A 23,008-nucleotide genomic window follows, 5' to 3' on the forward strand; every position below is an offset into this window, starting at 1 on the left:
GTGCCCGGCAAGCACGACTCCCCGACCGCTGGCCGCCGTCGTGCGGACGATCGGCGGTTCGACATCGGGATCGCACACCTGCACCGCTACGCCGCCGCGCATGGGTCGAGCTCACCGGCCCGCCACGCAACGATCGACGACTTCCCGATCGGCGCCTGGGTCGACAGCCGCCGCACCGACTACCGGCTGGGCAGGTTGTCGCCCGAGCGGATCCGCCGCATCGAAACCGAGTTCCCCGACTGGCAGTGGAACGTGCTCGATGCCGCCTTCGCGGCCGGGATCGCACACCTGCGCCGCTACGCCGCCACCCACGGCACCAGCAACCCACGCCAGCACGACGTCATCGACGGCTTCCCGATCGGCCAGTGGGCGGCGAACCGTCGCGCCGACTACCGTCGAGGACGACTACCCGCTGACCGAATCGCGCTGTTCGACAACGAATTCCCGGACTGGCAGTGGAACCCCCAGGACGCAGCATCGGCCGCCGCGTTCGACGCCGGCCTCGCTCACCTGCACCGGTATCGCGCCGTGCACGGCACCAGCAACCCACGCCAGCAGGACGTGATCGACGGCTTCGCGATCGGCCAGTGGGTCGCCAACCGTCGCGCCAACTACCGTCGGGGCACCATGCCCGCCGAGCGGGCACACCGCCTCGAGGCCGAGTTCGACGACTGGCGATGGACAGGCCACCACCGACCGGGTGCTCGTCGCGGCGCCGGGAGCGATGAGGAGATGCGGTGAACCTTGCTGCGGCAGTAGCGGAACGGGTGGCAACGAAGGCTGAACAGCCTCCCGCAGCAACGACGTCACCGTGATCGCCGCGTGGGCCGTAGGGGACTGCGTGTGCGTAGTGTTTCGTTCCCGCCTCGTCGGTAACCCCACGCAATTGTTCGGCGTGGTCTACGACCTCGACTTCCACCCTCCAGAGGCAGGACCCGTCACCGATATCGAGGCTGCCGCCTACCACATCCTCGCGTTCGAGATCATCGAGCCGCACCCCTATCCCCAAGTGTTCGCCACCGGAAACGAAGCTATTCACTGGCGGGCGATGTCAGCGCGGAACATGACCTACTGGCCGTTATATCCCGGCTGCCCGACGTCGGTGCTGTGGCCGATCAGGGCATAACGATCCGAAGCCGCGCCTGATCCGACACAGCAGACCGCTGCGCTGAGGCAACGGGAACGTGCCGAGCGACGTGGATGTGACGTGTCAGGCGATATTATCATCCGTCTCATCGGACCACAGAGCGGGAGAGGACTTCAGATCCTCCATGATCGCGGAAGTGTCGTGTAGCACCTTGATGATTCGCTGGTAATGGTCCAGTTCAGCGTTGCTGAGCTTTCGGCCCTTTCGCTGCTCCAGCCATTTTTGAGCGGGTTTGTAGGCGCCAATCTCGAATTCCCACACCGCGGCTGGCACACCGCCGAAGTATTGGTACTCGTTGATCCATACTCGGTCGCCAACCAGCTGATAACGGTCGACGGAGTCACTGCCTGCAATGGGGAAGCTCGTGATGTAGTCATCCACCGCGTAGTCAATGACTAGGTGCAGTTGACGCAGTCGCGCGCCAGCGTCACGGAACGTCGCGAACTCATCGTCGTCGGCCGCTATCGGAATGCGGGGGAAGTCGTCTTTTAGTAGATTGACGAACTTGCTCCGATAAACTGGAGAGTGCATGACGCCGTAGATATAGTCGAAGACGTCCTCATCCGTAGTATCGTCGCTGAGGTTGACGGTTAGCAGTTTCACCTTATCGCGGTGCATATTTGAGGTTCGGGTACCGTCTTCCTGGTAGAGGTACAGAGGGGCGACAGTTTCGCTACCCTTGTTGTCCGACTTAATGAACCCGTCGGAAATGATGGTGTCAGTGATGAAGAAGTACTGCGCAGACCTGCCCTCAGGCATTTGGCGTCGGTATACGAGCGCGATGTTGTGGCCACGGGTCATGTGCTGCATGACGTCCATGCGGGGCCAGTCGACCATCTGTCTGGTGTAGTACACGTAGCGGGTGTCGAAGGGCCGGTAGCCGAGGTGCTGAATATTGCCCGGGATATCGTCGTGGCGGACAGCGGCTCTCGCCTCGCCTAGCTTCCATCCGCGAGTATCTCCAGGCGGGTAACCGTTGCTCTTGCGTTTGCGATTCGGGAACAGCTCGGCGCGTACCTCGTCGTCGGTCTTGGACGAGTCGGCAAACATCTCCATCCTTCTACGCAGTGCGCCTTCGTCGATGTCGACGACGATCTTGTCGCGGGCAGTGACAATGCTGGAATTGGAGACGACGAACAGGTCCTTTAGACTGACACCTTTCTCGTAGACTTCCCTGCCTTCATCGTTAAACTGCGTGAAGCGCATCGATCCCTTGTCGAGAACTACAGGTGTCCATGCAATGTCGTCGGCGTCGAGTGCACCAAACTTCTTGGCACGGCTGCCGTAGAGGTCGGCGCTGAAGACCTCGGCGAGGTTGTCCTTCTTGCCCCCACGGTGCTTGACAGCAAAGATAATCGCTGCGCCCTGCTGAATGTCGAAAACGTTTTCATCTCGGGCGCCACTTGGATCATATTCTTTGCGTTTAACATTTCCGTGTAGATCCAATGCGTAGATCTTGTCGAACGTCTTCGCTAGGTGCCATCGAACACCGCGAGAAGTCTTGTTGTGGAGGTATCCGTGCGCGGTGATCATCGCGACGATGCCTTCGCCGTTGCGATTGATCACGTCTTCGGCGAACGCGATGAACTTCAGATAGTCGTCGTGCAGCCAGTGTTTTCGCTCCTGGAGTTTGACCTGTCCGCCGGGCTCAACCTTATACTTGGCGACAAGAGAGTTGGCATAAGTAGTGTCGTTACTGCTTTGCGCTTTCCAGGGAGGGTTGCCGATTATGACCATCACCGGATGAGCACTCTTGATGATTCCCGCCGCACGGGATTCTTCGGTGACCGCATCAGCCAACCCGAACGTGAACAAGTCGGGTTGGTGTTTGATTCCCTCTTCCAGAGTGTTGGTAAGATACACGCGCAGTCGGTCATTGAGCTCGGTGACGCCACTATTCTCTAGGGTCATTCCGAGCTTGAGGTGAGCTATTGTGTACGGGGCCATCATAAACTCAAACCCGTTGAGACGCGGCACGAGGTCTTCGTTAACGTAGCTGGCCCACCGCCCCTGCTGCGTGGAGAAACCGGCGTGAATAAATTCTATAATCTCGTTCAGGAACGTCGCAGTGCCGACGGCTGGATCGAGAATCTGCACCTTATGCAAAGCGATCTCCTGGCCGACGACCGTCTTCCAGCGGCGGGTGACGGGATCTTTGAACCGTCGCGCCTGACCATCATCGACCTTGTACTTGATAGTCGAAGAGTTTGCGATTCCTTTGGATATGCGGAACTCGTTGCGAAGCAGGGCGTCGACTTGCCGAACCATGTATCGGACGACAGGAAGCGGGGTGTAATAGGCACCCATCGCCACCCGGAGGTCCTCGTCGTACGCGTGGAGGAAGTCTTCGTAGAAGTGAATAATCGGGTCGCGGTCAGTGCGAGGCTTCGCGCCGTGCAGGTGCCGCTGAACCAGTTCTCTGACATCGCTGATCCGAAACACCTCGCACAGCTCGTCGACTGCGCGGGCCAGCCGTTCGTCAAAGCTGGGACCCACAATGTGATCGAAGAAGCTCAACAAGAACGGGTTGGTCTTTGGAACCAGTGCCCGGGCCTCATCCTTCGTGAACGTCTCTGGAGTAGGGTCACTGTACCGGGCCACGAAGAGGCCGTATACGAGTGTTTGCGCATACATGTCCGCGAAGCGGCCGTGGTCGAGGTCGTGGACCAGCGCAGTCCGCATCAAGTTGTAGATCTTGACCAGGTCGTCACCCGGGTCGGGATCATCAGAGAAGTACGCAAGGATGTCCTCGCGGACCCGTCGTGCCTTAGCGCCCATGATCTCGGCAAGGCGAACTCCACTCGTGATCGCCTGCGGCAGCTGTGCCACGAAATGGCTGATCTCACCCGTCAGGCTGTTGTAGGCGGTGGGGTCGGCAACGATCCGACCGTTAGCCAACTCGGCGACCCGGACGTTCTTATATAGTCGCCCGTCAGAGTAGAAGCGGAACTCAAGCTGGTCGGTCAAAATCAGGTTCTGATATCCGGCATAGCGGCGCATCTGCTCGGACTTCTCGACCTGATCGAGCTGCTTACCAATGTCTTTTGCCTCGACGTACCCCAGAATAATGTCGGGGTTGCTGGCCTTCAGCAGGACGAAATCTGGTGCACCGTAGTCACTTTGTTTTGGATCATTGATGGCTAGGACGTCAGGTACCGACTCAAATAGAACCTGAAGAGCACCTCGATACGCGTGTTCGCGGGCGTGACCGCTGGCGTAGCGCGACCGCACGTCCGCGGTGTAATCCGATACCGTTGCAGCGTCCATGACAACAGACGATAACTAGTCTCGTGGGTTCGCAGGCCATAGAGGGGACCCGACCACCCTTCAACTGTCGAGGCGTCTCTTCGACGCCCGATCGACGTCCTCCAGCGACACTCGATGCAATGTTCACACGCGTAGCGCAACTAAAGGCCACCGTTAGCCCGTACCCGGTCGACGCCGGGCGGCAGGATAGCCCTAGGTCGGACCGCCACCCAACGGTTCCCCAACCCGTCCAGTGTCACTTTCGAGTCTGCCCCCGGGGGCACCGAAGCAAACGTGAGACGGGATTGTCCGGTTCGGTAACGATGTCTGAGTGGGTTGCTATAGGTAGTTGACATTCGATCGGCCAGTGCGCGCCGGTCGCCGCTTGTGTGAAAGGCTCTCCCGCTCAATGGCTATGCCCCCGCTCCTCCCTGCCGTCTCCTCGTCAGAGCCGCCGGCCACCCCTTCACCTCGCAGGACTCGCACGCGGGTCTTGGTCGGCAGCTGCGCCGCTGTCCTGGTCTTGGGGCTGGGTGCGTGCGGGACGACCGACACGACCACCGAGCGTGTCGTCGACACCTCGACCCTGCCTGTGACGACGTCGGCCGCGACGGCGTCGGAGGTGGTGTCGCTGCCCACCGCGACGCCGGTCGTCACGGTGTCGGCGGCACCGGCTGCGAACAAGGCGCTGGTTACGCTGGACACCCTCGAGGTGAAGGGTCGCGCACCGAAGACCGGGTATGACCGAGCTCTGTTCGGGCAGGCCTGGACCGATGACGTGAACGTCGACAGCGGCCACAACGGCTGTGACACCCGCAACGACATCCTGCGCCGCGACCTCACCAACATCGTGCTCAAGCCCGGCTCGAACGGCTGCGCGGTGCAGTCCGGAACCCTTGCTGACCCCTACACCGGCACCACCATCCAGTTCGTGCGTGGCCAGCAAACTTCCTCGGCGGTGCAGATCGACCACGTCGTCGCCTTGTCGGATGCATGGCAGAAGGGCGCCCAGCAGCTCTCCGCGGCTCAGCGAGCAGACTTCGCCAACGATCCGCGTAACCTACAAGCCACCGACGGCCCCACCAACCAACAAAAGGGCGACGGTGACGCCGCGACCTGGCTGCCGCCGAACCGCTCCTACCGCTGCACCTACGTCGCCCGTCAGGTCGAGGTCAAAGCCGCCTACCAGCTATGGGTAACCCAGGCCGAGAAAGACGCCATCACCCGCGTCCTCAGTAGCTGCGGCGCCGCGGTGCCGGCACCGACAACCCGCCAGGTCCCCAACACCCGGACCTCGACGGCGACACCGATCCCGGAACCGGCCTACACGCCGCCGACGACGACCTACACCCCGCCACCTGCGGTTGAGGCGCCGTCGTCGGTCTACTACGCCAACTGCTCGGCAGTCCGCGCAGCGGGCGCGGCCCCGATCTACGCCGGCCAGCCCGGTTACAGCAGCAAGCTCGACCGCGACGGCGACGGCGTCGCCTGCGAATAGTCACCCCGCCATCCCACACGCCGTCACGACGGTCCTTTCGGATCGTCGTGACGGCGGTCTAGGCTGCGGGCGCGGCACCCTCCCGGGTGTTGCGAACCCTGTCGTCGAGAACTCTCAAGGAGTGGTCATGGCTGGAATTGCGGACAAGTTCGACAAGGCATACGAAGACAAGTCGCTGGCCGAGCTGGCCGATGCGCCGGTCGCGGCGCTGCAAGGCGTCAGCGACGGCGACGCGGAAAAGCTCCAGGCGGCGTTCAACATCAAGACCGTGCGTGACCTGGGCACCAACAAGTTCTTTCTCTGGGCTCAGGCGGTCGCCAAGCTCGCCGAATAGATCGGCCAGCTGCGCGGAATAACCACGGGTGGGGCCTCTGTTGACTCGTGCGACGGTGGCGGGCTCATTGCCCCGGGCCTCACCCCTTTCCGCCGCTGCGTGCGGCCACTCGCCGAGAGGCGCACTGACCGGCACCGTCCCTCAACGCACTGAAGCCGTCGACCCCACTCGGGGTCGGCGGCTTCAGTCGTCACCGGCACCGCCGTGTGTGCAGTCACCGCGGGATGACGGTGCCTTCGGGGAGGTCGTACTCGGCGAGGATCACTTCGTCGCCGTAGACGGATGGGAAGTCGTCGCCGGGGATCTGTGGGACGGCGAACATGAGTTTGAGGAACAGGCCGGGGTCGGCTCCGTCGAAGGCGCGCAGGGAGATCCACGGCCGTGCACCGAACGGGTCGTCGATGTGGCCGTCCCATCCGCCGAGCTGGTCGAGATAGTTGGCGAGGGTGCGGCCGGGGTAGCCGAATCGGGCGGCGTAGTTGATCGCGGTGGTCTCTGCGGTGATGCGTACGCGTTCGATCACGGCCTGAGGATAGACACCGACCGGGCGGTGAGCGAGGACAGTGGAGCGTATGGCTTCCATGGCGCCGATGCTCGCAACTGCGGGTCCTCCCCCGTCGGGTTCGGGCTGGTCGTGGGAGATGAAGTTCGATGGTCAGCGCTGTGTCGCCCGAGTCGCCAGCGGCGAGGTGTTGCTGTTGAGCCGCAACCTCAGCCCGATCACCTCGACCTACCCCGAGATCACGGCCGCTCTGGTGAACGCCAGTGGTGGCCGCGACGTCGTGGTCGACGGTGAGATCGTGGCGCTTGACGCTGCCGGGCGGCCGTCGTTCTCGCTTCTGCAACGACGCATGCACACGCCGCGGCCGGGCCGGCGGCTGCTTACCGATGTTCCGGCGGCGTTCTATCTGTTCGACGTCCTGGAGCTCGACGGCTCCGACGTCGCACCGCTGCCCTACCTCGAGCGCCGCGAACTGCTCGACACCTCGCTCACCAATATCGGCGCGGTGCAGGTCACTCCGTACTGGCCTGACAGCTCCGCAGAACCGATGCTCGAGCTCGCGACGACGTTCGGCCTGGAGGGCGTGGTCGCCAAGCGAGCAACGTCGAGATACGTGCGGGGGCAGCGATCCCCGGCATGGGTCAAGGTCCCGTTGCGGCTCAGCGCCGAAGTGATCGTGTGCGGGTGGACCGGCCGGCCGGCCATGGTGCGGTCGCTGCTGGTCGGCGGCTACCGGCCCTCGGGTGAGTTGGTCTATCTCGGCGAGGTCGGTACCGGGTTCACCCAGCGGCACCGCCGCGAGATCGCCGAACAACTCGCGGCGATAGCGCGCCCCGAGCATCCGTTCACCACCGAGCACTTCCCCACCAGGATCAGAAACGTGCGGTGGGTGCGACCGGTGTTGATCGGCACCATCGAGTACCGCGAACTCACCCGCCGGCTGCGGCATCCCTCGTGGAAAGGCTTGCGCACCGACAAGACCCCGGACGAGGTGATCTGGCCCGAACACGACACCAAGCCCTGACTACTCGGGCGTCGACTCACCAACCTGCACGCACCACGATGGCCCTGTGGCAACCGACCCGCCGGGAGGGCGGCAGCGCAGCGCCAGCGGAGTCAGCTGGTGGCTTCTCCGAGTCGTTCGACCTGTCCGCCGACCTCGTCGGCGTACGCCTGGGCCTCGGTGGCTTCGTCGTCGGTGTAGACCCGAACACCGGCCGGCTTACCGGGCTGCCGCACGATCAACGTCAGCTCCCCGATCGCGACGCGACCGCGTGTGGGTGCGACGCGATTCGTGGGCCCGGCCCCGGCATCGTTGTTCTCGGTCATCGCTCGGCGGCGTCCTCTCGCGGTTGCAGCGCCTCGGGCGGCACCCACATCGTGATGACGGCCGACGAGACGTGATTGGCGCTTTCGACCGGCATCTGACAAATGCCGCGCCACAGACCATTCGAGACCTGCAACCACGCCATGAGGAGCGCGGGCATGGTCGGTTCGATACGGGCACCGGAGGCACGCACCCGCAGTGACACTCCCCCGCCGGCGGCATATGACCGTCCGCAGGACGGGTCAGCGATCGCCATGTCGATCAGCACGGGCCTGGGCGGGTCGACCACGCGTAGTGTTCGGGTGTCGGGCCAGCGATCGAACATGCTCACAGTTTAACTCCACGGGTCGAATGGATGTTCGATGGTCGTGTAGTTTGTACGGGTAGGCGGGGGTGTGACCGGAAGGGAAGTCCGGAACCGTACGCACCCCCGCCGTTCCCACCGCTGGGAGGTGAATCGGTGGATGCGCGACCACGGTTGCACGTGACCCAACGTGCCATCCTCACCGAGGACGACAACGGTGTCTGGACGGGCCGGTATGGCGGAGAAAACTGGTCTGTGACAGCGGATTCCGAAGAGGACGCTCTCCAACGTCTGCGCGAGAAGCTCGAATCCCTCCTCGACGACGACGAGCGCACCGCACGCATCATCTCCCTCGGGGAGCAGGCCGCCCAGGGCCGCTACACCGGAGAGGGTTTCGAGGCGCGTCTCATCGACCAGGAGGCCTACGAGGATCGGATGATCGAGGCGATGGAGACCTATTTCGACCAGGACTGACCCGTGACGTCTGCGCACCTCGCGGCCCGCCGCTCTTCGCCGTGATGCAGCGGTGGGATCGCCGCCGCAGATCTTCGACCCCGCACTGGATCGTCGGATCGTCACGCGACCTGCTGAAAGGGCGTGGCGATCCGGCCTGCCGGGCCGTTCGCCAGGGGCCTCGCGACGGTGCCCGGGGACTCAGATTGCGCCGCTGTTCGCCGCGAACACCGCGGCGTAGAGGACTGCCACGGTCCGGGATGCTTGCTCGCGGACAGCGCTGTCGGGGTCGTGGAGGTAAGCCTCGACCGTCTCGATGAGATGGACTGGGGTCGGTCGGAACCGTCGGAGGCAGGCTATCGCTGTCGCCCGCACGCTGGGGTCCCCGATCTGGTCGGCAATGAGATTCACATCCTCTTGCTGGCCATGCTCGGTCAGGCACTCGAGGATCCCCGATCGACAGGTGCCCAGTGTGCGGTCTGCTGCGAGTCTCGATAGTTCGTCGTGATGGTCGCGGGATGCCAACTCTCGCAGCGCTTGCGCCGCTTCGGTCAAGGCTTCAGCGCTCACTGGTGGCTGAAGGTAGAACTGGTCGATGAGGGCCTCGGCGGCGCCGCAATCGCGGGTGCCGGTGCTGGCCAGCGACCGGCAGAGATCGATCCGGAGTTGATCGACCTCGCCGCTGTCGGTGAACCCGGACCGTTCCTCGATATGGCCCAACCAATCCACGAGAACGCTCGTGGGATAGGACGTCCGCCGCATGTCGGCTACGCCGAGGTGTCCGTGCGAGTGCGGCGGAGAAGCGGCGTGGGCAAGGTCGGCGGCGAGGCGCTGGTAGACGCGCTCTCGCCTCGACGACGCTGTCACATCGGTCCTGTCGATCGGCGGTCGACTTTTACCTGCGTGGGTAGCGCTGGAACGCAGCCTGGCATCGCGAGTCCTTACCGTCCGGAGCCGCCGCGGATCGGCTGGCTGTTCGGAGGGTCTGATGCATCTGGGCTGCTGGGATGTTCCGCCAGACCGACCGATCGGCCAGAGAGAATTTGTCCGGATCGACTTCGGTGGGTCCGCGCGCCTCGGAGCGTCTGTTAGCAACTGGATTGTCGGACTGGCGCCTCAGGACGTGGCGCTCGACGCCGCGTTCAAGGCCGGGTTGGCGCACTTGCGTCGCTGTGTTGCTACCCATGGCACCAGCAACGCCCGCCGGCGCGACGCCATCGACGAGTTTCGACCGGTACTAGGTCGAAACCCGCCGCGCAACATCACCGAGGGCGGCTGCGGGCCGAGCGTGTCTGGACCCTGGAGACCGAGTTCCTGGACTGGGACGGCGCGATCCGCTCTTGATTCTATGAACGGTCGCCGCGCCGACCGGATTCACGTCGGTCCAAGTCGTCTCCAGACGAGATGCATGAGACTCGGCGCGAAGGGTGCTGGCAACGCGCCTTGGAATGACTCCGTCACCGAACGACGCCACCTGCTAATTGCGGTTGAGACCGTGTCTGCGGGAGTCGAGCGCGTCCTTGAAGTGGTTCTCCGCTGCGTTGATCTCTCGGGTGGGAGTCGCGGGGTCGAACACCCGCAGCAGTGAGAACTGGAAGGTCGCTGGGTCGAGACTGCGGAGTTCAACGTTCCCGCCGTGACCGTTCGTCGCGTAGACGTTCCAGCGTTGGCGGATGCTCTCGCCTCCGTCGGCCTTGCCGACGTAGTGCCGTCCGTCTCGGGTGTCTGTGATCAGGTAGACGCCTCTGACGGCAGCAAGCGCGGTACGCCATGCTGCGTATCGGTGCTCTCGCATCACGCCTTGCAGTTCGGTGTAGGACAGGATCAGTCGGTCGAAACCAGGGAATGGCACAGGCTCCGCGTGCGCGATCTCCAACACGGGATAGCCAGATGCCGTTGAGGCGTTGATCCTCCAGGTACGCGGCGATCTCCAACCGATGACGAGCCGGTTCCTCAGATCTGAGAGGTGCTCGGTCGCAACGAGGTCGAATATTCGGACTGCCCCATCGTCCGAGACGACACCGCGGTTTTCTAACACCGACCATAGGCGGGCTCTGTCGCCGCCCTCGCGTATGAACACCACCCAGAAGCGGGGCGGATTCGTTGGGAACGTGCGTGATCGGGCGGACTGATGGCTGGTGTACTTCAGAATGTCGGCGTCGCTGGAGGTGGCCTCGAGTCCGGGCAGTCCGCTGTCGTCGCGCTCCTGGACGTATGCGTGACGGAGCACATGGGCTTGGCCGGGTTCGATACCGGCGCTCTCCAGTATCGAACCGAACGCGAGCGTGGTCATCGGCGACCACCTTTCTGCTCGATAAGCTATGCCGCCCGGTGGGTGGGTGTTCGATTCGCTTGCCGTCTCCCGGAAGCTTGGGTGAACGATGTCGCGCGGTTATGACCCGTGGAAGCACCAGACCCAACTCCACATCCAACGTTGGCATCTTCGGCAGAATCCTGCCGTTCGTTACTCGACCCGTCGTAGCGTCGATGGCATGGGCGACGAGCGAGTTTTCAGCATCGACGGAAACCAGGCCGTGCCAGCCGAACCTGTGTCACTGGCGGAGGTAGGGCTTCGAGAACGTAGGGATCTGCAGGAGTGGGTGATCGCTCATCCGGAAATTCTGGGCTCCGGAGTCAAGGTGGTCACGATGGAGTTCGATCGGTGGCAATCCGGAGCCGGTCAACGCCACGCTGACCGACTCGATGTCCTGGGCATCGACACCGAAGGGCAACTCGTCCTTGCTGAGCTAAAACGTGATCGAGCACCGGACACTGTCCAGCTGCAAGCCATCAAGTATGCGGCCATGGTATCGCGATTCACGCCCACCGACCTCGCAGCGCACCACCAGCGCTACCTCAACAGCCGGGGCGGCGACGTCTCCGAGGAAGACGCGCGCGATCTACTCATCGAACACGCCGGCGCGCTCGATCTGGACACCCTCAGACGACCCCGCATCGTCCTTGTGGCGGGGGATTTCGACGCCACGACAACCGCGAGTGCCGTGTGGCTCAACGAGATGGGTCTCAACGTCACGCTGCAGCAGGTGCAGGCCTACCGCATGGCTCACGGGCTGGTGATGACTGTCTCGCAGCTCTACCCCGTTCCAGACGTGGAAGATTTCACCATCTCACCCATTCAGGCTGAGGCGAGATCGTTGACGCAACGACAGCAGAAAAGCGCAAGGGAACAATCGACGGTTGTTCGTTTGGCCCAGAGCGGTCTGCTGCCTGATGGCACCGCCTTGCATCTGAGAACCACTAACGAAGTGGACACTGACGCTCGTGCGCGGATCGACACCTGGATAGACGAAGACGCTCAACGCGGCCGAGCCGTCTGGTTCAACAGCCCCGCCGCACCGTTGAAATGGGAGTACGACCAGAAGCGCTATCGTCCTACCGCGATCGTGACCCAGATACTGCGGGAGGCTGCCGGGCTTGACCGAACCGTACGCGGTCCGCGGTGGTGGGTCACCGGCGATGGCCGAGACCTCACGCAACACGTTGGCAGTAGTCCTGCTCCGTTCAAGTGGGACAAGTTGCACGTAGCTCTGGCTGCGATTCCTTCCGGCATGTGGACGACATATGGCGATCTCGCCGAACTGGTCGGTACAGCCCCTCAACCGTTGGGCAATCACGTCACTCAGTGTGAGGAGTGTCCGAACGCTCACCGCGTACTCGGTGTCGGCGGAACGCCATCGCCGCGGTTCCGTTGGAGCATTGATCCACTCCGAACCGATTCTCAGCAGCAAGCACTTGAGATGGAGGGTATCGCCTTCACCAACGGTCGTGCAGACCCTGACCGCTACCTCAAAGCCGACAGAATCGCACACACAATTGGCGAGACCGAGGTGTAGTGCCGCGTCCTCGCGCCTACCGCGCCGTCCGCACCGCTAGTCGGCAGATCGAGTACCAGATCGGCGAATGTTCCACTGCCAGTCGGGGAATTCGGTTTCGAGCCGCGTGATCCGGTCGGCCGGGAGGCGACGTCGTCGATACTCGGTGCGACGTTTGGCGGCCCAGGCGCCGATCCGGAAGCCGTCGATCGTCGCGTGGCGGGGTGGCGAGCTTGTGCCGTGTGCGGCGACATAGCGGTGCAGGTGGCCCAGGCCGACCTGGAACGGTGGTCGTGTCCGAGAGTCCACTGCCAGTCGGGGAACTCGGCTTCGATCTGTTGGACGTGTTCGGCGGGCATCTGTCCGGCCCGGTACTTGGCGCGGCGGCTGGCGACCCAGGTGCCGATGGGGAATTCGTCGATGATGTCGTGACGGCGGGCGTTGCTGGTGCCGTGGACGGCGTTGTAGCGGCGTAGATGGGCCAGGCCGGCAGCGAAGGACGTCCGGGCGTTCGCCTTCCACTGCCAGTCGGGGAACTCGGACTCGAGTCGCGCGATCCGCTCCGCGGACAAGACGCCGCGGCGGTAATGGGTGCGGCGTGTGTTGACCCACCGGCCTATCGGGAATCCGTCGATGACGTCTTGCTGGCGCGGGCTGCTGGTCCCGTGCACGGCCCGATACCGATGCAGGTGAGCGATACCCTCATCGAATCGGCTGGTCACGGCGATCTAGTGTGCCCGCCGACGCGAAGAACCGACCCCATGACCCACCGGCAAACAGCTGGCGGCGCCCGAAGTTGATCACCGCCGACATCAGGGCGATCCACAACCTGTTCGATGTCAGTTGCAGGTTGCCGAGAACTCGAATTGCTTGGTGATGGGTACGGCGAGATCCCAGCTTTCCGCGGTCCCGCGAACCGTGATTCGGGAACCGTCTTCGTCGACGTCTTCGACTGAGCCTTTGCCCTGCTTGGCGGTGTACAGGACTCCATTGAGTCCGAACGACACCCTCACGAGTTTCGGTGGATTGCCTGGTTGGAGATCGGCAGCGAGCCCGGGTTGCCCGTCGGTGGGGTCCTGTCCGGTGATGTTGATGGAATCGCTCTGTCGGTAGCACATGAACTCAGCCGGGTCGATGCCCGGGAGTGGTTGGCCATTGACGGTGACGCTGAGTTCGGCGTAGGGGATGTCGATCTTGGACAACTCCGGCCGCGTATCCGCGGCTTCGGAGGCATCGGATTCCGAACATCCGGCTACTACGAGGCCGACCCACGATGCCACCAGCAGTGGCACCACGAAACGCTGACGGCTAGCCATAACTCTGTCTCCCCCTGGGCTGGTCGTGAGGCTCACGATCTGCTTGCTTGCTGCGGGACTGTACCGGTCGAGACCGCGAAGGGAAGGCACCGGATCGCCGCGGCGCCGATCGGTCACATACCGCCGGGGTCGCCGACGACGGAACACACACCGGCTGGGAACCGGGCGGGGCCCTTGCTGCAACTCATCACCGTGCAGCCATTGATTCGCGCGGCGCCGACAGGGAGATCCCTGCCGCCGAGCACCCGAGGGCGGTCGGCGTCTGCGCCCACGTCCGTGCGCGCGGCGGCCCCGAGCGGCACCGTCCGAGTGCGAGACCCGCTTGCGCACAGGGGCAACGCGTCACTGGCGGCATCGTCAGCCGCGAGGGAGGCCCACCGTTTCTCGGTTGCTGTCATGCAGCTGGTGTGCGAGGTGATCGGACGCCGGCGAGGACCGTCTCGTCTTGGCGAGACGGTAGCTCCGACGGTCGCGGACCAGATCGCGGTACTGGTCCGTCACGACGCCTTCCATATCGCGAAGACGGTTGCCGCGACGGCAAATAGGACCCAGAAGTCCTCGATCGGGCCATCGGTGCATCGACTCCATGTACAGCTGTGTGACCCCTGCGGCGCCGAGATCTTCGGTTCCTTAACCACTGCCGGCCAGGTGCGGCCATTCGCCGCCCGCGTCGAGCGAAGACCGTGTCGGATACGTGCCGGCGCGCGGCCGGACAGCCGATCCACTCTGGGCCGTGTCGCCTATCGGTGGCAGCTGGTTGCTCTCGAGTTCTGCTGAGTCCACGGCTGGCGCTGACATCTGTCATCGGCTCGGCGTGACCTATCCTTTCCCGGTGGTTGCGCAATCGTCGGTGTTGGCTCGGAGATGGGCCGATTCTGCACCGTTGCGTGCCCAGCAGTGGGGCCTGATCACCAGCGCCCAACTCCAGCGCCTCGGCGTGGCCGGGTCGAGTCAGCTTCTGCTCCGGCGCAACGGATTGCTGGTGTCGGTGGCCAGAGGTGTGATGCGCGAATCCCGCCCGCCGGCGGACGACCTGCTGGCCGCAGCCCAGCTGGCCTGGGTATCGGCAGCGCCAGGTTCGGCTCCGGAAGAACGGCTCTCGGCCGAGCGGCCAGACTATGTGGTCACCGCGTACACCGCGCTGGCCCTGCATGGACTCGCCGATCCCCCAGTCGAGACGCTGCCGCAGCTGGCAGTCACCGGGCGCTTCCAGCACCGGCAGACCGCCACCTACGCGATCGTTCCTCGCCGAGCGGATCTGTCGTGGGATGACGTGGCGGTCCTCGACGGACTGCCCGTCTTCACCCCAGCCGCGGCGATCCGCGATCTCGCCGCGCACGGTGGCGCTCGGTTCGCCGACGACCTGGCCGACTACTTCACTGCTGTCGCCGGGGCCGCGGCCGGCCGCCCCGATCGTGCCGCCATCGTCGCCGCGATCGCGGCCACCGGTGTCCGCCTGGACGCCCCGTCGTCTCCCCTGCCCCCGCTGCTGGCTGGCAAATGGGCCGATACCGCGTCGCTGCGGACGGCCCAGTGGGGACTGATCACCAGCGTCCAGCTCCAGCAGCAGGGCGTGACCCGCAGCGATCACGTGAAGCTGCGCGACGCGGGCCTGGTGGTTCCGGTCGCCAACGGAGTGATGCGCGAGGCCGACCATCCCGGTGAGGGCGTCCTTGCCGCGGCGCAGCTGGCCTGGGTAGCGGCCGTGCGGGATTCGACCCCTGCTCAACGGTTAGCGGCGTCCCGTCCTGACTGTGTGGTCACCGGCACGACCGCCGTGGCCATCCATGGCCTCGGCCAGCCCGGTGAGGGGCTGCCGCAGCTCGCGATCACCAAGGAGCGCAGAAACGGCCCACGTACGACCACAACCGCGCGCTATCTGGGCCGCTCGACAGCGTTGTCGTGGGACGACGTCGACATCGTCGATGGCCTGCCTGTGTTCACCCCGGCCGCGGCGATCCGCGACCTCGGCCAAGACAGCCGTGGCCGGCTCGTCGATGACCTCGCCGGCTACTTCGCCGACATCGCCATCGCTGCTGCCGACCGCCCCGATCGCGACGCCATCGTGGCGGCGATCGCTGCCTGCGGCGCCCGCCTGCGCACGGTGGTCTGCGATGCGCGCGCCATCCTCGACCGGGTCTACCGCACCGCAGGTGTCACCGACGACGACCTGTTGGCGGCCACCATTTGGGGCGGCCAGTGGCAGCGGCGCTTCACCGCCGACCGGGTCCAGCACATCGTGGCTACTGCGCTGTCGGCCGCCCTCGACACCATCGCCGGCCGAGCCGGAGACGATCTGTCCACCGCCCTGATTCACCTGTTAGAACGCAACGGCCAGGCGCGTCAATGTGTTGTGCCCGAATGCGAATGGTGGGCGGTGGAACAAGACCGCTGCTACGCGCACGCGATCCAGCGGCGACGCGAGCGCGTGCTACTCGACCCCTCAGGCGTCGATTCCTCCACCACGCCGACTCCTCGCCGGTCAGGACATGGTTGGTGGGGCCACCTCGACGACGACGGCGAGACAATCGCGTGCCATGAATGTGGTGAGCGGTTCCGTGCGCTGACCCGCACCCATCTGCAAACCCACGACCTGACCGCCCGCGAGTACAAACAGCGCCACGGCATCGAACAGCGCATCGGATTGGTCTCCACCGAGATTCGCGAGCGGCAGCAGCACCAGGTCGCCACCAACCCCCGAACCTCGGAGCGGTTCCGCCGAAACCCGAACGCGCCACGCCTGACCGATCTACCGTCAGCCCTCCTCGACAAGGGTCAGTCTCGCTGATCGCCCTCGTCCACGACTGCTGGGGCGGACTACTGCCCCATGTCGAAATGCGCAGACGCACACGAGAAAGGGCCCAACCCGATGACAGGAGCACACATTCTTGGGTAGGCACTCCTCAGGACGGACCGCCCCGGGTCGTGGGGGTTCCCATCTTCTGAGCGCTCGTCTTCTTCTCGCCGTCCCGATATGCCTGTGCATGGGCATATTCGCCCTGTGGTGGGGGATCTCGCTGGTGGCCAACCCCGAAACCTGCAATCTCCAAGCGATGACCTCAGCCGATCTCTGCAAGCCCGGAAGCAGGGGCTCCGAGACCCTCGTTCGAAGTTCAGAGCTCGACTATCCGGCTGGCGACTTCGCGGGATACCGAAGCCTGAATGAGCAGGTCAGCCACAACAAAAGGTTCCTCTTCGTCTACATCAGCTCTGGCCTGTTCTTCGTCTGCATCTCCCTCTGGCTCGGCTTTCAGCAGCTCGTCCTATTCCTGGAGCGCCGCATCCACTAGCCACACCCACCGAGACAGAAATCTGTCCCGCACTCGATCGTCATGGCCTGACGCTGCGGGAAGCTCGCTAGTGTCCCGTCGCTGCGGCGGTGTCGCGCAGGAGGTCGGCGAGTTGGGTGCGGGCTCGGTTGAGTCGGGATTTGACTGTCTGAACACCAACGCCTTGGTGGGCGGCGATGTCGGCGTAGGTGAGATCGCCGAATTCACGCAGCACCACGGCTTCTCGAAAGTCCTCGGGCAGTTGTGCCAGCGCTTCGCGTACCGCGTCGCGCAGCGCGACCTGGTCGTCAAACGCTGACTGGTGGGTGTCGTCGACGAGTTGGATCGGCTGGTCGGGATCGGTGAAGTCGGTGATGGTGGTGTTGGCTTTGCGGCGCCGCACGACCATCAGGGCGTTGTTCGCGGCCACCCGGTGCAACCAGGTGCTGAACTTCGACTCACCGCGGAACTTGTGCAGGTTCTGCCACGCCGCGACGAGGGTGTTCTGCAGGGCGTCCTCGGCGTCATGGGGGTTGGAACAGATGTTGAGGCACACCGCCCACACGTGCGTGCGGTGAGCGCCGACGAGCTCGGCGAAGGCGTGCTGGTCGCCGTTACGTGCTTGCAGCAGCAGACGTGCTTCGTCCATCAACTCCCCCAACCCGGGTTTTCAGATGTCGTCGTGCGTGTCGTGGGCACCAGGGTGCGGGTCCTCGACACCGGCGTCGGCGAGGTCAACATTCGCGCTGCCCTCGTCGGCGGGCGGGAGCTGTCCCTCCTCGGCGGCGTCTTGGGCGGCGTGAGCGACCGGCGGATCAGCCGGCTTCTCGTCGTCAGGGCTGTCGGGGTTGTCGTCGCCCAGGTCGATGTCCTCATCGGGATCGGCCGGCGGGGTGTCGTCCATGTCGGGGACGGTGTCGGGGTCGGCGACGGCGGTCGGGTCGAAGGCGGCCTGCAGCGCGTTGTCCCACACTCCCGGCGGGAGATCAGCGGCGAGGGTGGCGGGGTCGATGCCGAGTGACGCCAGAACCGGCGACGGTTCGTCCTCCTGCATGTGTTGACCTCCGTTTCTGGTGAGGTGGTCGCCGACGAAGGTCGCCGTCGGCCCGGTCACCAGGTGAGATGTTACGGCCCACCCCTGGTGTTCCCGACCCGGTCCCGACAGCTGTGATGTAATCCTCCTCGCCAGATAGACGCGGATTCGGGGTCGCGGCGATCGTGGGCGGGAACATTCCTCATTCCTGGTGGCAACAGATTCCCGACACGCTCACAGACTCCAGTTCGAAAGAGGACCCACCATGTCCGGTACCCCCAGCAGCGACGCCCCCATCATCAGCCCCGACGAGCCCTACAACCCTGACGCCACCCCCGCCGATGCACCCGCCCCGGAAGCCGCCGACGGCCCGGCTGGCGAGGTGGTGCACACCACCGACGACGCCGGCAACGCCATCGACGTGCACTACGACGAAGCCGGCGAGGTGGTCCTGATCGAGGCCGACACCGATGGTGACGGCCAGGTTGACACCGCGGCGGCACCGACCGCCGACGGCGGCGCCGTCATCGCCAGCGACCTCGACAGCGACGGCGTGGTTGACGAGGTCGCCCACCTCGACGCCGATGGGGACCTCACCCAGGTCGATTCCTACGAAGATGGGCAACTGGTCACCCAGACCCTCGACACCGATGCCGACGGCGCCCCCGACACCGTGCTGACCGACACCGACCGCGACGGCGCACCCGACACCCTGCTCGTCGACACCAACGCCGACGGGGCCATCGACGCCGTCGCTGTCGACACCGATGGCGACGGGCAGTTCGACGCTGTCGCGCTCGACACCGACTTCGACGGCCAGGCCGATGTCTACGGCCAGGACACCGACGGTGACGGCGAGCTCGACCTCTACAGCGACGAGACCGGCACCTACAGCGACACCCCGGACGCCCCCGAAGACACCACCCCCGGCGGCCACGACAGCGACGCCCTCGTCTGACCCCGCCCGAGGTGACCGACGTCGATGCCCGACCCTCAGCTGGGGGTCGGTCATCGCTGTGTGTGGGGGTGACGGCCTCGGCGTCAGAATCCGCGGAAGATGCCGTCGGTGTCGGCGGCGCCGACGAAGTCGGCGAAGTCCATGTTGGCCAGGGCGAGGTTGTTCTCGATCGACCACATCGCAGCGGGCACGACCCGCACGCTGCGATTGGAGGTGTCCTCGCCGTCGAGATTGATGGCCAGGATCGGGTGGTCGGGTGGGACAGAGTCTGGGTATCGCACAGGAACACGTAGAACGGCGGCGGTTCCCCGATCGCGTGCGCGAGCTCGTCGACGGTGATGTTGTCGTAGGTGGGGTCATCGACCAGGGTGAGATCGGCAGTGAACCCGTCGACAGGATCGGGAGCCAGCGCCGCATTCGCCACCGTCGTCCACGCCTCGAGATCGCTGAAATCACCACGGATCAACAGTGACAGGCCAGACAGATGGTCGGCGTCGAGCGGTCCAGACACCGAGGTCGCAGAGTCGGCCGCCACGGCGGCGTCGATGCGCTCTCGCACCTCGACGGGCTGGGCCGGGGCATGTGACGCGGCCGGAGTGTTGCGGCCGGTCGGCGTGTAGCGGATGACCTCGAGGCCGGCCGCCCGGGGATCGGCCAGATGTCGACACGCACCTGCACGACGGGATCGGAGAATCGCCGGTCCCGGCAGGACACGCGAACCATGTTCCAAGGACCAAAAATCGTCTGCACCAGAGGCTTTATGCGCTCGTGTTCGCTCGGCGACGACCACACCAGAGGCTGCATCGTAGGCAGGTAGCCGAATTTCGGCGCCACCTTGCTCGACATGGACCCACCCGTCGGCAGCATCCAACAGGGCCGGGCTCGGCGCCGTGAGTGATGAGATCGACGACCACCGGGGCCGGCGCATCAGGGATCAGAAACGTCAACTCGGGAAGCCGCGGCGGATCGAACCCCGGCTTACCAGGTTCGTAGCTGAGCGTGTAGTCCTTGGTGTCCTGAATGCCGATACTCAACCGATGCTGGCCGGTGTACCAGCTCTGATAATGCTCTGGCTCGAATGATGCGAATGCGCCAGTGAGAGCGATGAATCAGCCGTCCGATGTTCGTACTGCACGTGCTCCAGCTCCACAACCACCCCTCGTTACTGTCGACCCCCACAGCACGCTCTTCTAGCGGCTGCCCCGCCGCCACCCTAGGGCCGAACGGCGGCGATCGATCACGCCGACGACACATCCGCCTGCCCAACGGCGTTGATCCTGCATCGTGCTGCCGGGAACATTCTCGGTTCCCCGTGGCAACCAATCCTCAGTTGCTCACGCAGAGCACATTTCTCGCACCGATGAACGGGGCGGGACTGCCAGCACAGGGCGCGGCGATTCGCTGCGACAGGACCAGAGGACACTTCGAATGAACAAGACCGCCATGACCATTGCCGTTGCCGCCGTGTCGATGGGCGCTGTCGCGAGCGGGTTCGCCGCCGGCACCGCCGAGGCCCAGCCGGGGCACCAGCGCAGCTGGGTCACCGACGACGGCTGGAAGGCCTCGATCGCCTCCACCCAGGAGAAGGTGCAGAAAGTCGCCCCCCTGTCCTCGGTGCCGACGTCGCGGGAAGCGTTCATGTCGATGCGTGCGGTGTCCACGCTGACGCCGCCGGCCGGGCAGGCCGGTGCAGCGATCACCGGTGAACTCGAGGCCGGGTACATGATCGGGTGCGCGGTGCAGCTGGAATCGGTGACCGGCAGTGTCGGGGCGAGCCTGGGCATCGGTGGCAGCGGCGGTGGCGGTGTCAGCGCGGCCGGCCCCAGCGGCAACCTGTCGATCAGTCCGCAGGCCCTGCTGCAGCCGAGTCTGTCGGTGGCGATGTCACCGGGCAAGATCACCACCGTCACCTTCGACAAGAAGGCCGTCGGTGCCGGACGTGCGTCGACGACCACCCGCGAAGGTCACATCAGCATCGACGGGTGTGCGGGCCCGGTGGCGGTCCGCTCCTACGCCATCCTCAAGACCAGCACCCCGAAAGCAAACGACGGCAACGCCGTCTACGGCCGCGTCGTCTACCTGTAAACCAATCGGCCCCAAATCTGCTGGTCGGCGGGAACATTCCTGCACTCTCGCGGCAACCCATCTGTGGACGCACCACCGGCGGTGCGCCGCGCACGGTCTGCGACCGCAGACGTGCACAACACCGAAGTCCAGCCGAAGAGCTGGCATGACGAAAGGAACACTCAGATGCGAGTAGGTAAGACGCGAGTGCGTAAGACGACTGGTTCCACCGTGGCGGCCGTCGCGGCGGCCGGTGCACTATCGCTGCTGGGCGGCGGACTGGCCTCGGCCGCCCCGATCGAGCTGCAGCACGGCGACGACGGGCTGACGACCTACGACTTCGGCGTCGACGGCCAGGACGTCATCGTCGGCGGCACCGGCAACTTCACCTGGCCCTGACAGCCAGCTCGACAGAGCTGAACCGATCACTGCGGGTGGACGTTCTACGTCCACCCGCAGTCTTCGTTCAATCGGTCGTCACCGACCAGTGTCCGGCATCCGGGTGCCGGGACGGCAGCGCCGAACCGAGACGGGCTGCAGCATCGGCGAGGATTGGCCACGACTCGACGAGCTCGCCCTGCCAACACGCCCACGGCACCGGACCCGGCCCGAGAACATCGCCGAGCAGCGGGTGCCGGCTACGCGCAATGCTGTCGGCGGCCTTCTCCACGGCCGTCACCAAGTCCCATCTGGTCACGTCGGCGACGTAGCTGGGCAGCTCGGCCGTAGCCTCTGCGACGGCGTCAACCGAGCCGGGCTCGGTGGCCACAAGGTCGGCGGCACGCGCAGCAATCACCTGCGGGCGCGGCTCAATGGGCGCACCGTCGGGATGGATCGACCGGTAGCTCAGCGGCGTCGGATATTGATCGTGCGCACCCACGCTAGAAGCGTATCGACTAGCGACGACGGCCGAGCCGCTAGTCGAGGATCTTGCGGAGGGTCGCGGTCGCTTGTTTGCGGACCTCGCTGTCGGGGTCGTCGAGGTAGTGCTCGATGACTGGGCGCAGACCGGCCGGGAGCGGTTGGTACTGCCGAATGAACTTGATACCCAGTGCCCGAACGGTGTCGTCGTCGATCTGCTCGAGGACGATCTGCAGTCCCTCGGGGGTGCCTTGGGTGATCAGCCATTCCAGTAGCGCGGCGCGGCCCGAGCCCAACGACCGATCGGATGCCAGTGCGGCGATGCGGTCGAAGTCGCTGGGCACCGCGAGGTAGCGCAGTGCGTTCGCCGCCGCATGCAGGGTTCCCGGGCTTTGCTGCGGATCGCGATAGAACTCGCTCATGAGCAGCGGCACGGCCTCGGTTCCCATCGCGTCGATCGTGGTCAGTGCCCGATAAATGCTGCTGCGGAAGCGACCAAGATCGACGGGGCCGGTCAGGGGTACGCGTTGCTCGGCATGCTTGAGCCAGTCGATGAGCACAGGTATCACGCTGGGGTACCGCCGGTTGGTGTTGACCAGTCCCGCCACGCTGGTGATCGTGAGGCCGTCCCGCCGGGCGGCCCTGGCGATGTCCCTGCCGAGGACGTCGTGAGCGGTCCGCCACTGCGGCGTAACAGGCATCGCTAGTCGAATCCCATCCGAGTCAGTCGCAGGACGCCTCAGCGGGCAAATCCCATATGTGCCGTCCAGATTCATCGAGTGCCGCGCAGCCGCACACGGACGCCCGCAGGGAACATTCCGAACAGTCGCCGGCAACTCATTGCAGTCCCATTCAGGACCAGG

At 64.9% G+C, this 23,008-nt stretch carries 24 protein-coding genes and 2 pseudogenes; 12 read left to right on the forward strand and 14 right to left on the reverse strand.

From position 1 onward, the window contains the following. Window positions 1-741 (forward strand): helicase associated domain-containing protein, encoded by a 741-nt coding sequence (locus tag KB201_RS16665; RefSeq protein ID WP_211539858.1) that lies wholly within the window; start codon window positions 1-3, stop codon window positions 739-741. Window positions 742-811: 70 nt separating this feature from the next. Next, window positions 812-1,126: a hypothetical protein gene (locus KB201_RS16670; protein ID WP_211539859.1), complete on the forward strand. Its 315-nt coding sequence runs from the start codon at window positions 812-814 to the stop codon at window positions 1,124-1,126. 84 nt (window positions 1,127-1,210) lie between these two features. On the opposite strand, the gene KB201_RS16675 is transcribed toward KB201_RS16670, so the two are convergent. Beyond that, complete coding sequence (locus KB201_RS16675) at window positions 1,211-4,414, reverse strand: type ISP restriction/modification enzyme (protein WP_211539860.1); 3,204 nt, start codon at window positions 4,412-4,414, stop codon at window positions 1,211-1,213. A gap of 394 nt (window positions 4,415-4,808) precedes the next feature. Between KB201_RS16675 and KB201_RS16680 the strand changes: the two genes are divergently transcribed. Beyond that, window positions 4,809-5,891 (forward strand): DUF1524 domain-containing protein, encoded by a 1,083-nt coding sequence (locus KB201_RS16680; protein WP_249145869.1) that lies wholly within the window; start codon window positions 4,809-4,811, stop codon window positions 5,889-5,891. Between the two features lie 127 nt (window positions 5,892-6,018). Then, window positions 6,019-6,225 (forward strand): hypothetical protein, encoded by a 207-nt coding sequence (locus KB201_RS16685; RefSeq protein WP_044508856.1) that lies wholly within the window; start codon window positions 6,019-6,021, stop codon window positions 6,223-6,225. Window positions 6,226-6,439: 214 nt separating this feature from the next. Here the strand turns inward: KB201_RS16685 and KB201_RS16690 are convergent, their stop codons facing one another. Beyond that, window positions 6,440-6,748: a hypothetical protein gene (locus tag KB201_RS16690; RefSeq protein WP_211539862.1), complete on the reverse strand. Its 309-nt coding sequence runs from the start codon at window positions 6,746-6,748 to the stop codon at window positions 6,440-6,442. 49 nt (window positions 6,749-6,797) lie between these two features. On the opposite strand from KB201_RS16690, the gene ligD reads away from it, so the two are divergent. Next, window positions 6,798-7,751, forward strand: a complete 954-nt coding sequence (gene ligD / locus KB201_RS16695) for a non-homologous end-joining DNA ligase (protein ID WP_211539863.1) — start codon at window positions 6,798-6,800, stop codon at window positions 7,749-7,751. A gap of 92 nt (window positions 7,752-7,843) precedes the next feature. Here ligD and KB201_RS16700 read toward each other — a convergent pair whose 3' ends face one another. Both KB201_RS16700 and KB201_RS16705 read right to left on the reverse strand, forming a co-directional pair. Beyond that, window positions 7,844-8,056 (reverse strand): hypothetical protein, encoded by a 213-nt coding sequence (locus KB201_RS16700; protein WP_211539865.1) that lies wholly within the window; start codon window positions 8,054-8,056, stop codon window positions 7,844-7,846. Continuing rightward, on the reverse strand, window positions 8,053-8,379 hold the full coding sequence (locus KB201_RS16705) for a hypothetical protein (RefSeq protein WP_211539866.1): 327 nt from the start codon (window positions 8,377-8,379) through the stop codon (window positions 8,053-8,055). The genes KB201_RS16700 and KB201_RS16705 overlap by 4 nt, the downstream gene beginning before the upstream one ends. A gap of 234 nt (window positions 8,380-8,613) precedes the next feature. Between KB201_RS16705 and KB201_RS16710 the strand changes: the two genes are divergently transcribed. Continuing rightward, on the forward strand, window positions 8,614-8,832 hold the full coding sequence (locus KB201_RS16710; RefSeq protein WP_249145832.1) for a hypothetical protein: 219 nt from the start codon (window positions 8,614-8,616) through the stop codon (window positions 8,830-8,832). A gap of 180 nt (window positions 8,833-9,012) precedes the next feature. Here the strand turns inward: KB201_RS16710 and KB201_RS16715 are convergent, their stop codons facing one another. Both KB201_RS16715 and KB201_RS16720 read right to left on the reverse strand, forming a co-directional pair. After that, window positions 9,013-9,906, reverse strand: coding sequence for a HEAT repeat domain-containing protein (locus tag KB201_RS16715; RefSeq protein ID WP_211539870.1), 894 nt, complete (start codon window positions 9,904-9,906; stop codon window positions 9,013-9,015). A 382-nt stretch (window positions 9,907-10,288) separates the two neighbouring features. After that, window positions 10,289-11,104, reverse strand: coding sequence for a GIY-YIG nuclease family protein (locus KB201_RS16720; protein ID WP_211539871.1), 816 nt, complete (start codon window positions 11,102-11,104; stop codon window positions 10,289-10,291). A gap of 199 nt (window positions 11,105-11,303) precedes the next feature. Between KB201_RS16720 and KB201_RS16725 the strand changes: the two genes are divergently transcribed. Then, entirely contained in the window at window positions 11,304-12,665 is a 1,362-nt protein-coding gene (locus KB201_RS16725; protein ID WP_249145836.1) for an MGMT family protein, read from the forward strand. A gap of 36 nt (window positions 12,666-12,701) precedes the next feature. On the opposite strand, the gene KB201_RS24940 is transcribed toward KB201_RS16725, so the two are convergent. The 3 genes and pseudogenes from KB201_RS24940 to KB201_RS16735 all read right to left on the reverse strand — a co-directional run bounded on the left by KB201_RS24940 (window position 12,702) and on the right by KB201_RS16735 (window position 13,960). After that, a complete protein-coding gene (locus KB201_RS24940; RefSeq protein WP_307848081.1) occupies window positions 12,702-12,953 on the reverse strand; it encodes a helicase associated domain-containing protein in 252 nt (83 codons plus the stop codon). A 77-nt stretch (window positions 12,954-13,030) separates the two neighbouring features. Beyond that, window positions 13,031-13,366: pseudogene (locus KB201_RS24945) on the reverse strand (Helicase associated domain protein); the annotation flags it as partial. 117 nt (window positions 13,367-13,483) lie between these two features. Next, the gene (locus KB201_RS16735; protein ID WP_211539873.1) at window positions 13,484-13,960 is read right to left on the reverse strand and encodes a lipoprotein LpqH; all 477 of its coding nucleotides are present in this window, start codon (window positions 13,958-13,960) and stop codon (window positions 13,484-13,486) included. Window positions 13,961-14,792: 832 nt separating this feature from the next. Here KB201_RS16735 and KB201_RS25200 point away from each other — a divergent pair. After that, window positions 14,793-16,748, forward strand: a complete 1,956-nt coding sequence (locus KB201_RS25200; protein WP_211539874.1) for a MucR family transcriptional regulator — start codon at window positions 14,793-14,795, stop codon at window positions 16,746-16,748. A 196-nt stretch (window positions 16,749-16,944) separates the two neighbouring features. Continuing rightward, window positions 16,945-17,250 carry a hypothetical protein gene (locus tag KB201_RS16745; protein WP_205334426.1) on the forward strand — a complete coding sequence of 102 codons (306 nt, stop codon included), beginning with the start codon at window positions 16,945-16,947 and terminating at the stop codon, window positions 17,248-17,250. A gap of 67 nt (window positions 17,251-17,317) precedes the next feature. On the opposite strand, the gene KB201_RS16750 is transcribed toward KB201_RS16745, so the two are convergent. Both KB201_RS16750 and KB201_RS16755 read right to left on the reverse strand, forming a co-directional pair. Continuing rightward, the gene (locus KB201_RS16750) at window positions 17,318-17,878 is read right to left on the reverse strand and encodes an RNA polymerase sigma factor (RefSeq protein ID WP_211539875.1); all 561 of its coding nucleotides are present in this window, start codon (window positions 17,876-17,878) and stop codon (window positions 17,318-17,320) included. Between the two features lie 21 nt (window positions 17,879-17,899). Continuing rightward, window positions 17,900-18,283 (reverse strand): hypothetical protein, encoded by a 384-nt coding sequence (locus KB201_RS16755; RefSeq protein ID WP_211539876.1) that lies wholly within the window; start codon window positions 18,281-18,283, stop codon window positions 17,900-17,902. A 244-nt stretch (window positions 18,284-18,527) separates the two neighbouring features. Here KB201_RS16755 and KB201_RS16760 point away from each other — a divergent pair, with 244 nt between their 5' ends. Further along, on the forward strand, window positions 18,528-19,220 hold the full coding sequence (locus KB201_RS16760; RefSeq protein WP_211539878.1) for a hypothetical protein: 693 nt from the start codon (window positions 18,528-18,530) through the stop codon (window positions 19,218-19,220). 83 nt (window positions 19,221-19,303) lie between these two features. On the opposite strand, the pseudogene KB201_RS25270 reads toward KB201_RS16760, so the two are convergent. Then, a pseudogene (locus KB201_RS25270) lies at window positions 19,304-20,148 on the reverse strand (hypothetical protein). A gap of 500 nt (window positions 20,149-20,648) precedes the next feature. On the opposite strand from KB201_RS25270, the gene KB201_RS16770 reads away from it, so the two are divergent. Then, window positions 20,649-21,305, forward strand: coding sequence for an MspA family porin (locus tag KB201_RS16770; RefSeq protein WP_165630964.1), 657 nt, complete (start codon window positions 20,649-20,651; stop codon window positions 21,303-21,305). A gap of 186 nt (window positions 21,306-21,491) precedes the next feature. Then, window positions 21,492-21,683 carry a hypothetical protein gene (locus KB201_RS16775; protein WP_211539882.1) on the forward strand — a complete coding sequence of 64 codons (192 nt, stop codon included), beginning with the start codon at window positions 21,492-21,494 and terminating at the stop codon, window positions 21,681-21,683. A gap of 67 nt (window positions 21,684-21,750) precedes the next feature. On the opposite strand, the gene KB201_RS16780 is transcribed toward KB201_RS16775, so the two are convergent. After that, window positions 21,751-22,164 (reverse strand): hypothetical protein, encoded by a 414-nt coding sequence (locus KB201_RS16780; RefSeq protein ID WP_165630966.1) that lies wholly within the window; start codon window positions 22,162-22,164, stop codon window positions 21,751-21,753. A 37-nt stretch (window positions 22,165-22,201) separates the two neighbouring features. Next, a complete protein-coding gene (locus KB201_RS16785; protein WP_211539883.1) occupies window positions 22,202-22,846 on the reverse strand; it encodes a hypothetical protein in 645 nt (214 codons plus the stop codon). Window positions 22,847-23,008 lie beyond the last annotated feature (162 nt).

The organism is Gordonia sp. SCSIO 19800, assembly GCF_018132775.1.
GTDB classification, from domain to species: domain Bacteria; phylum Actinomycetota; class Actinomycetes; order Mycobacteriales; family Mycobacteriaceae; genus Gordonia; species Gordonia hongkongensis.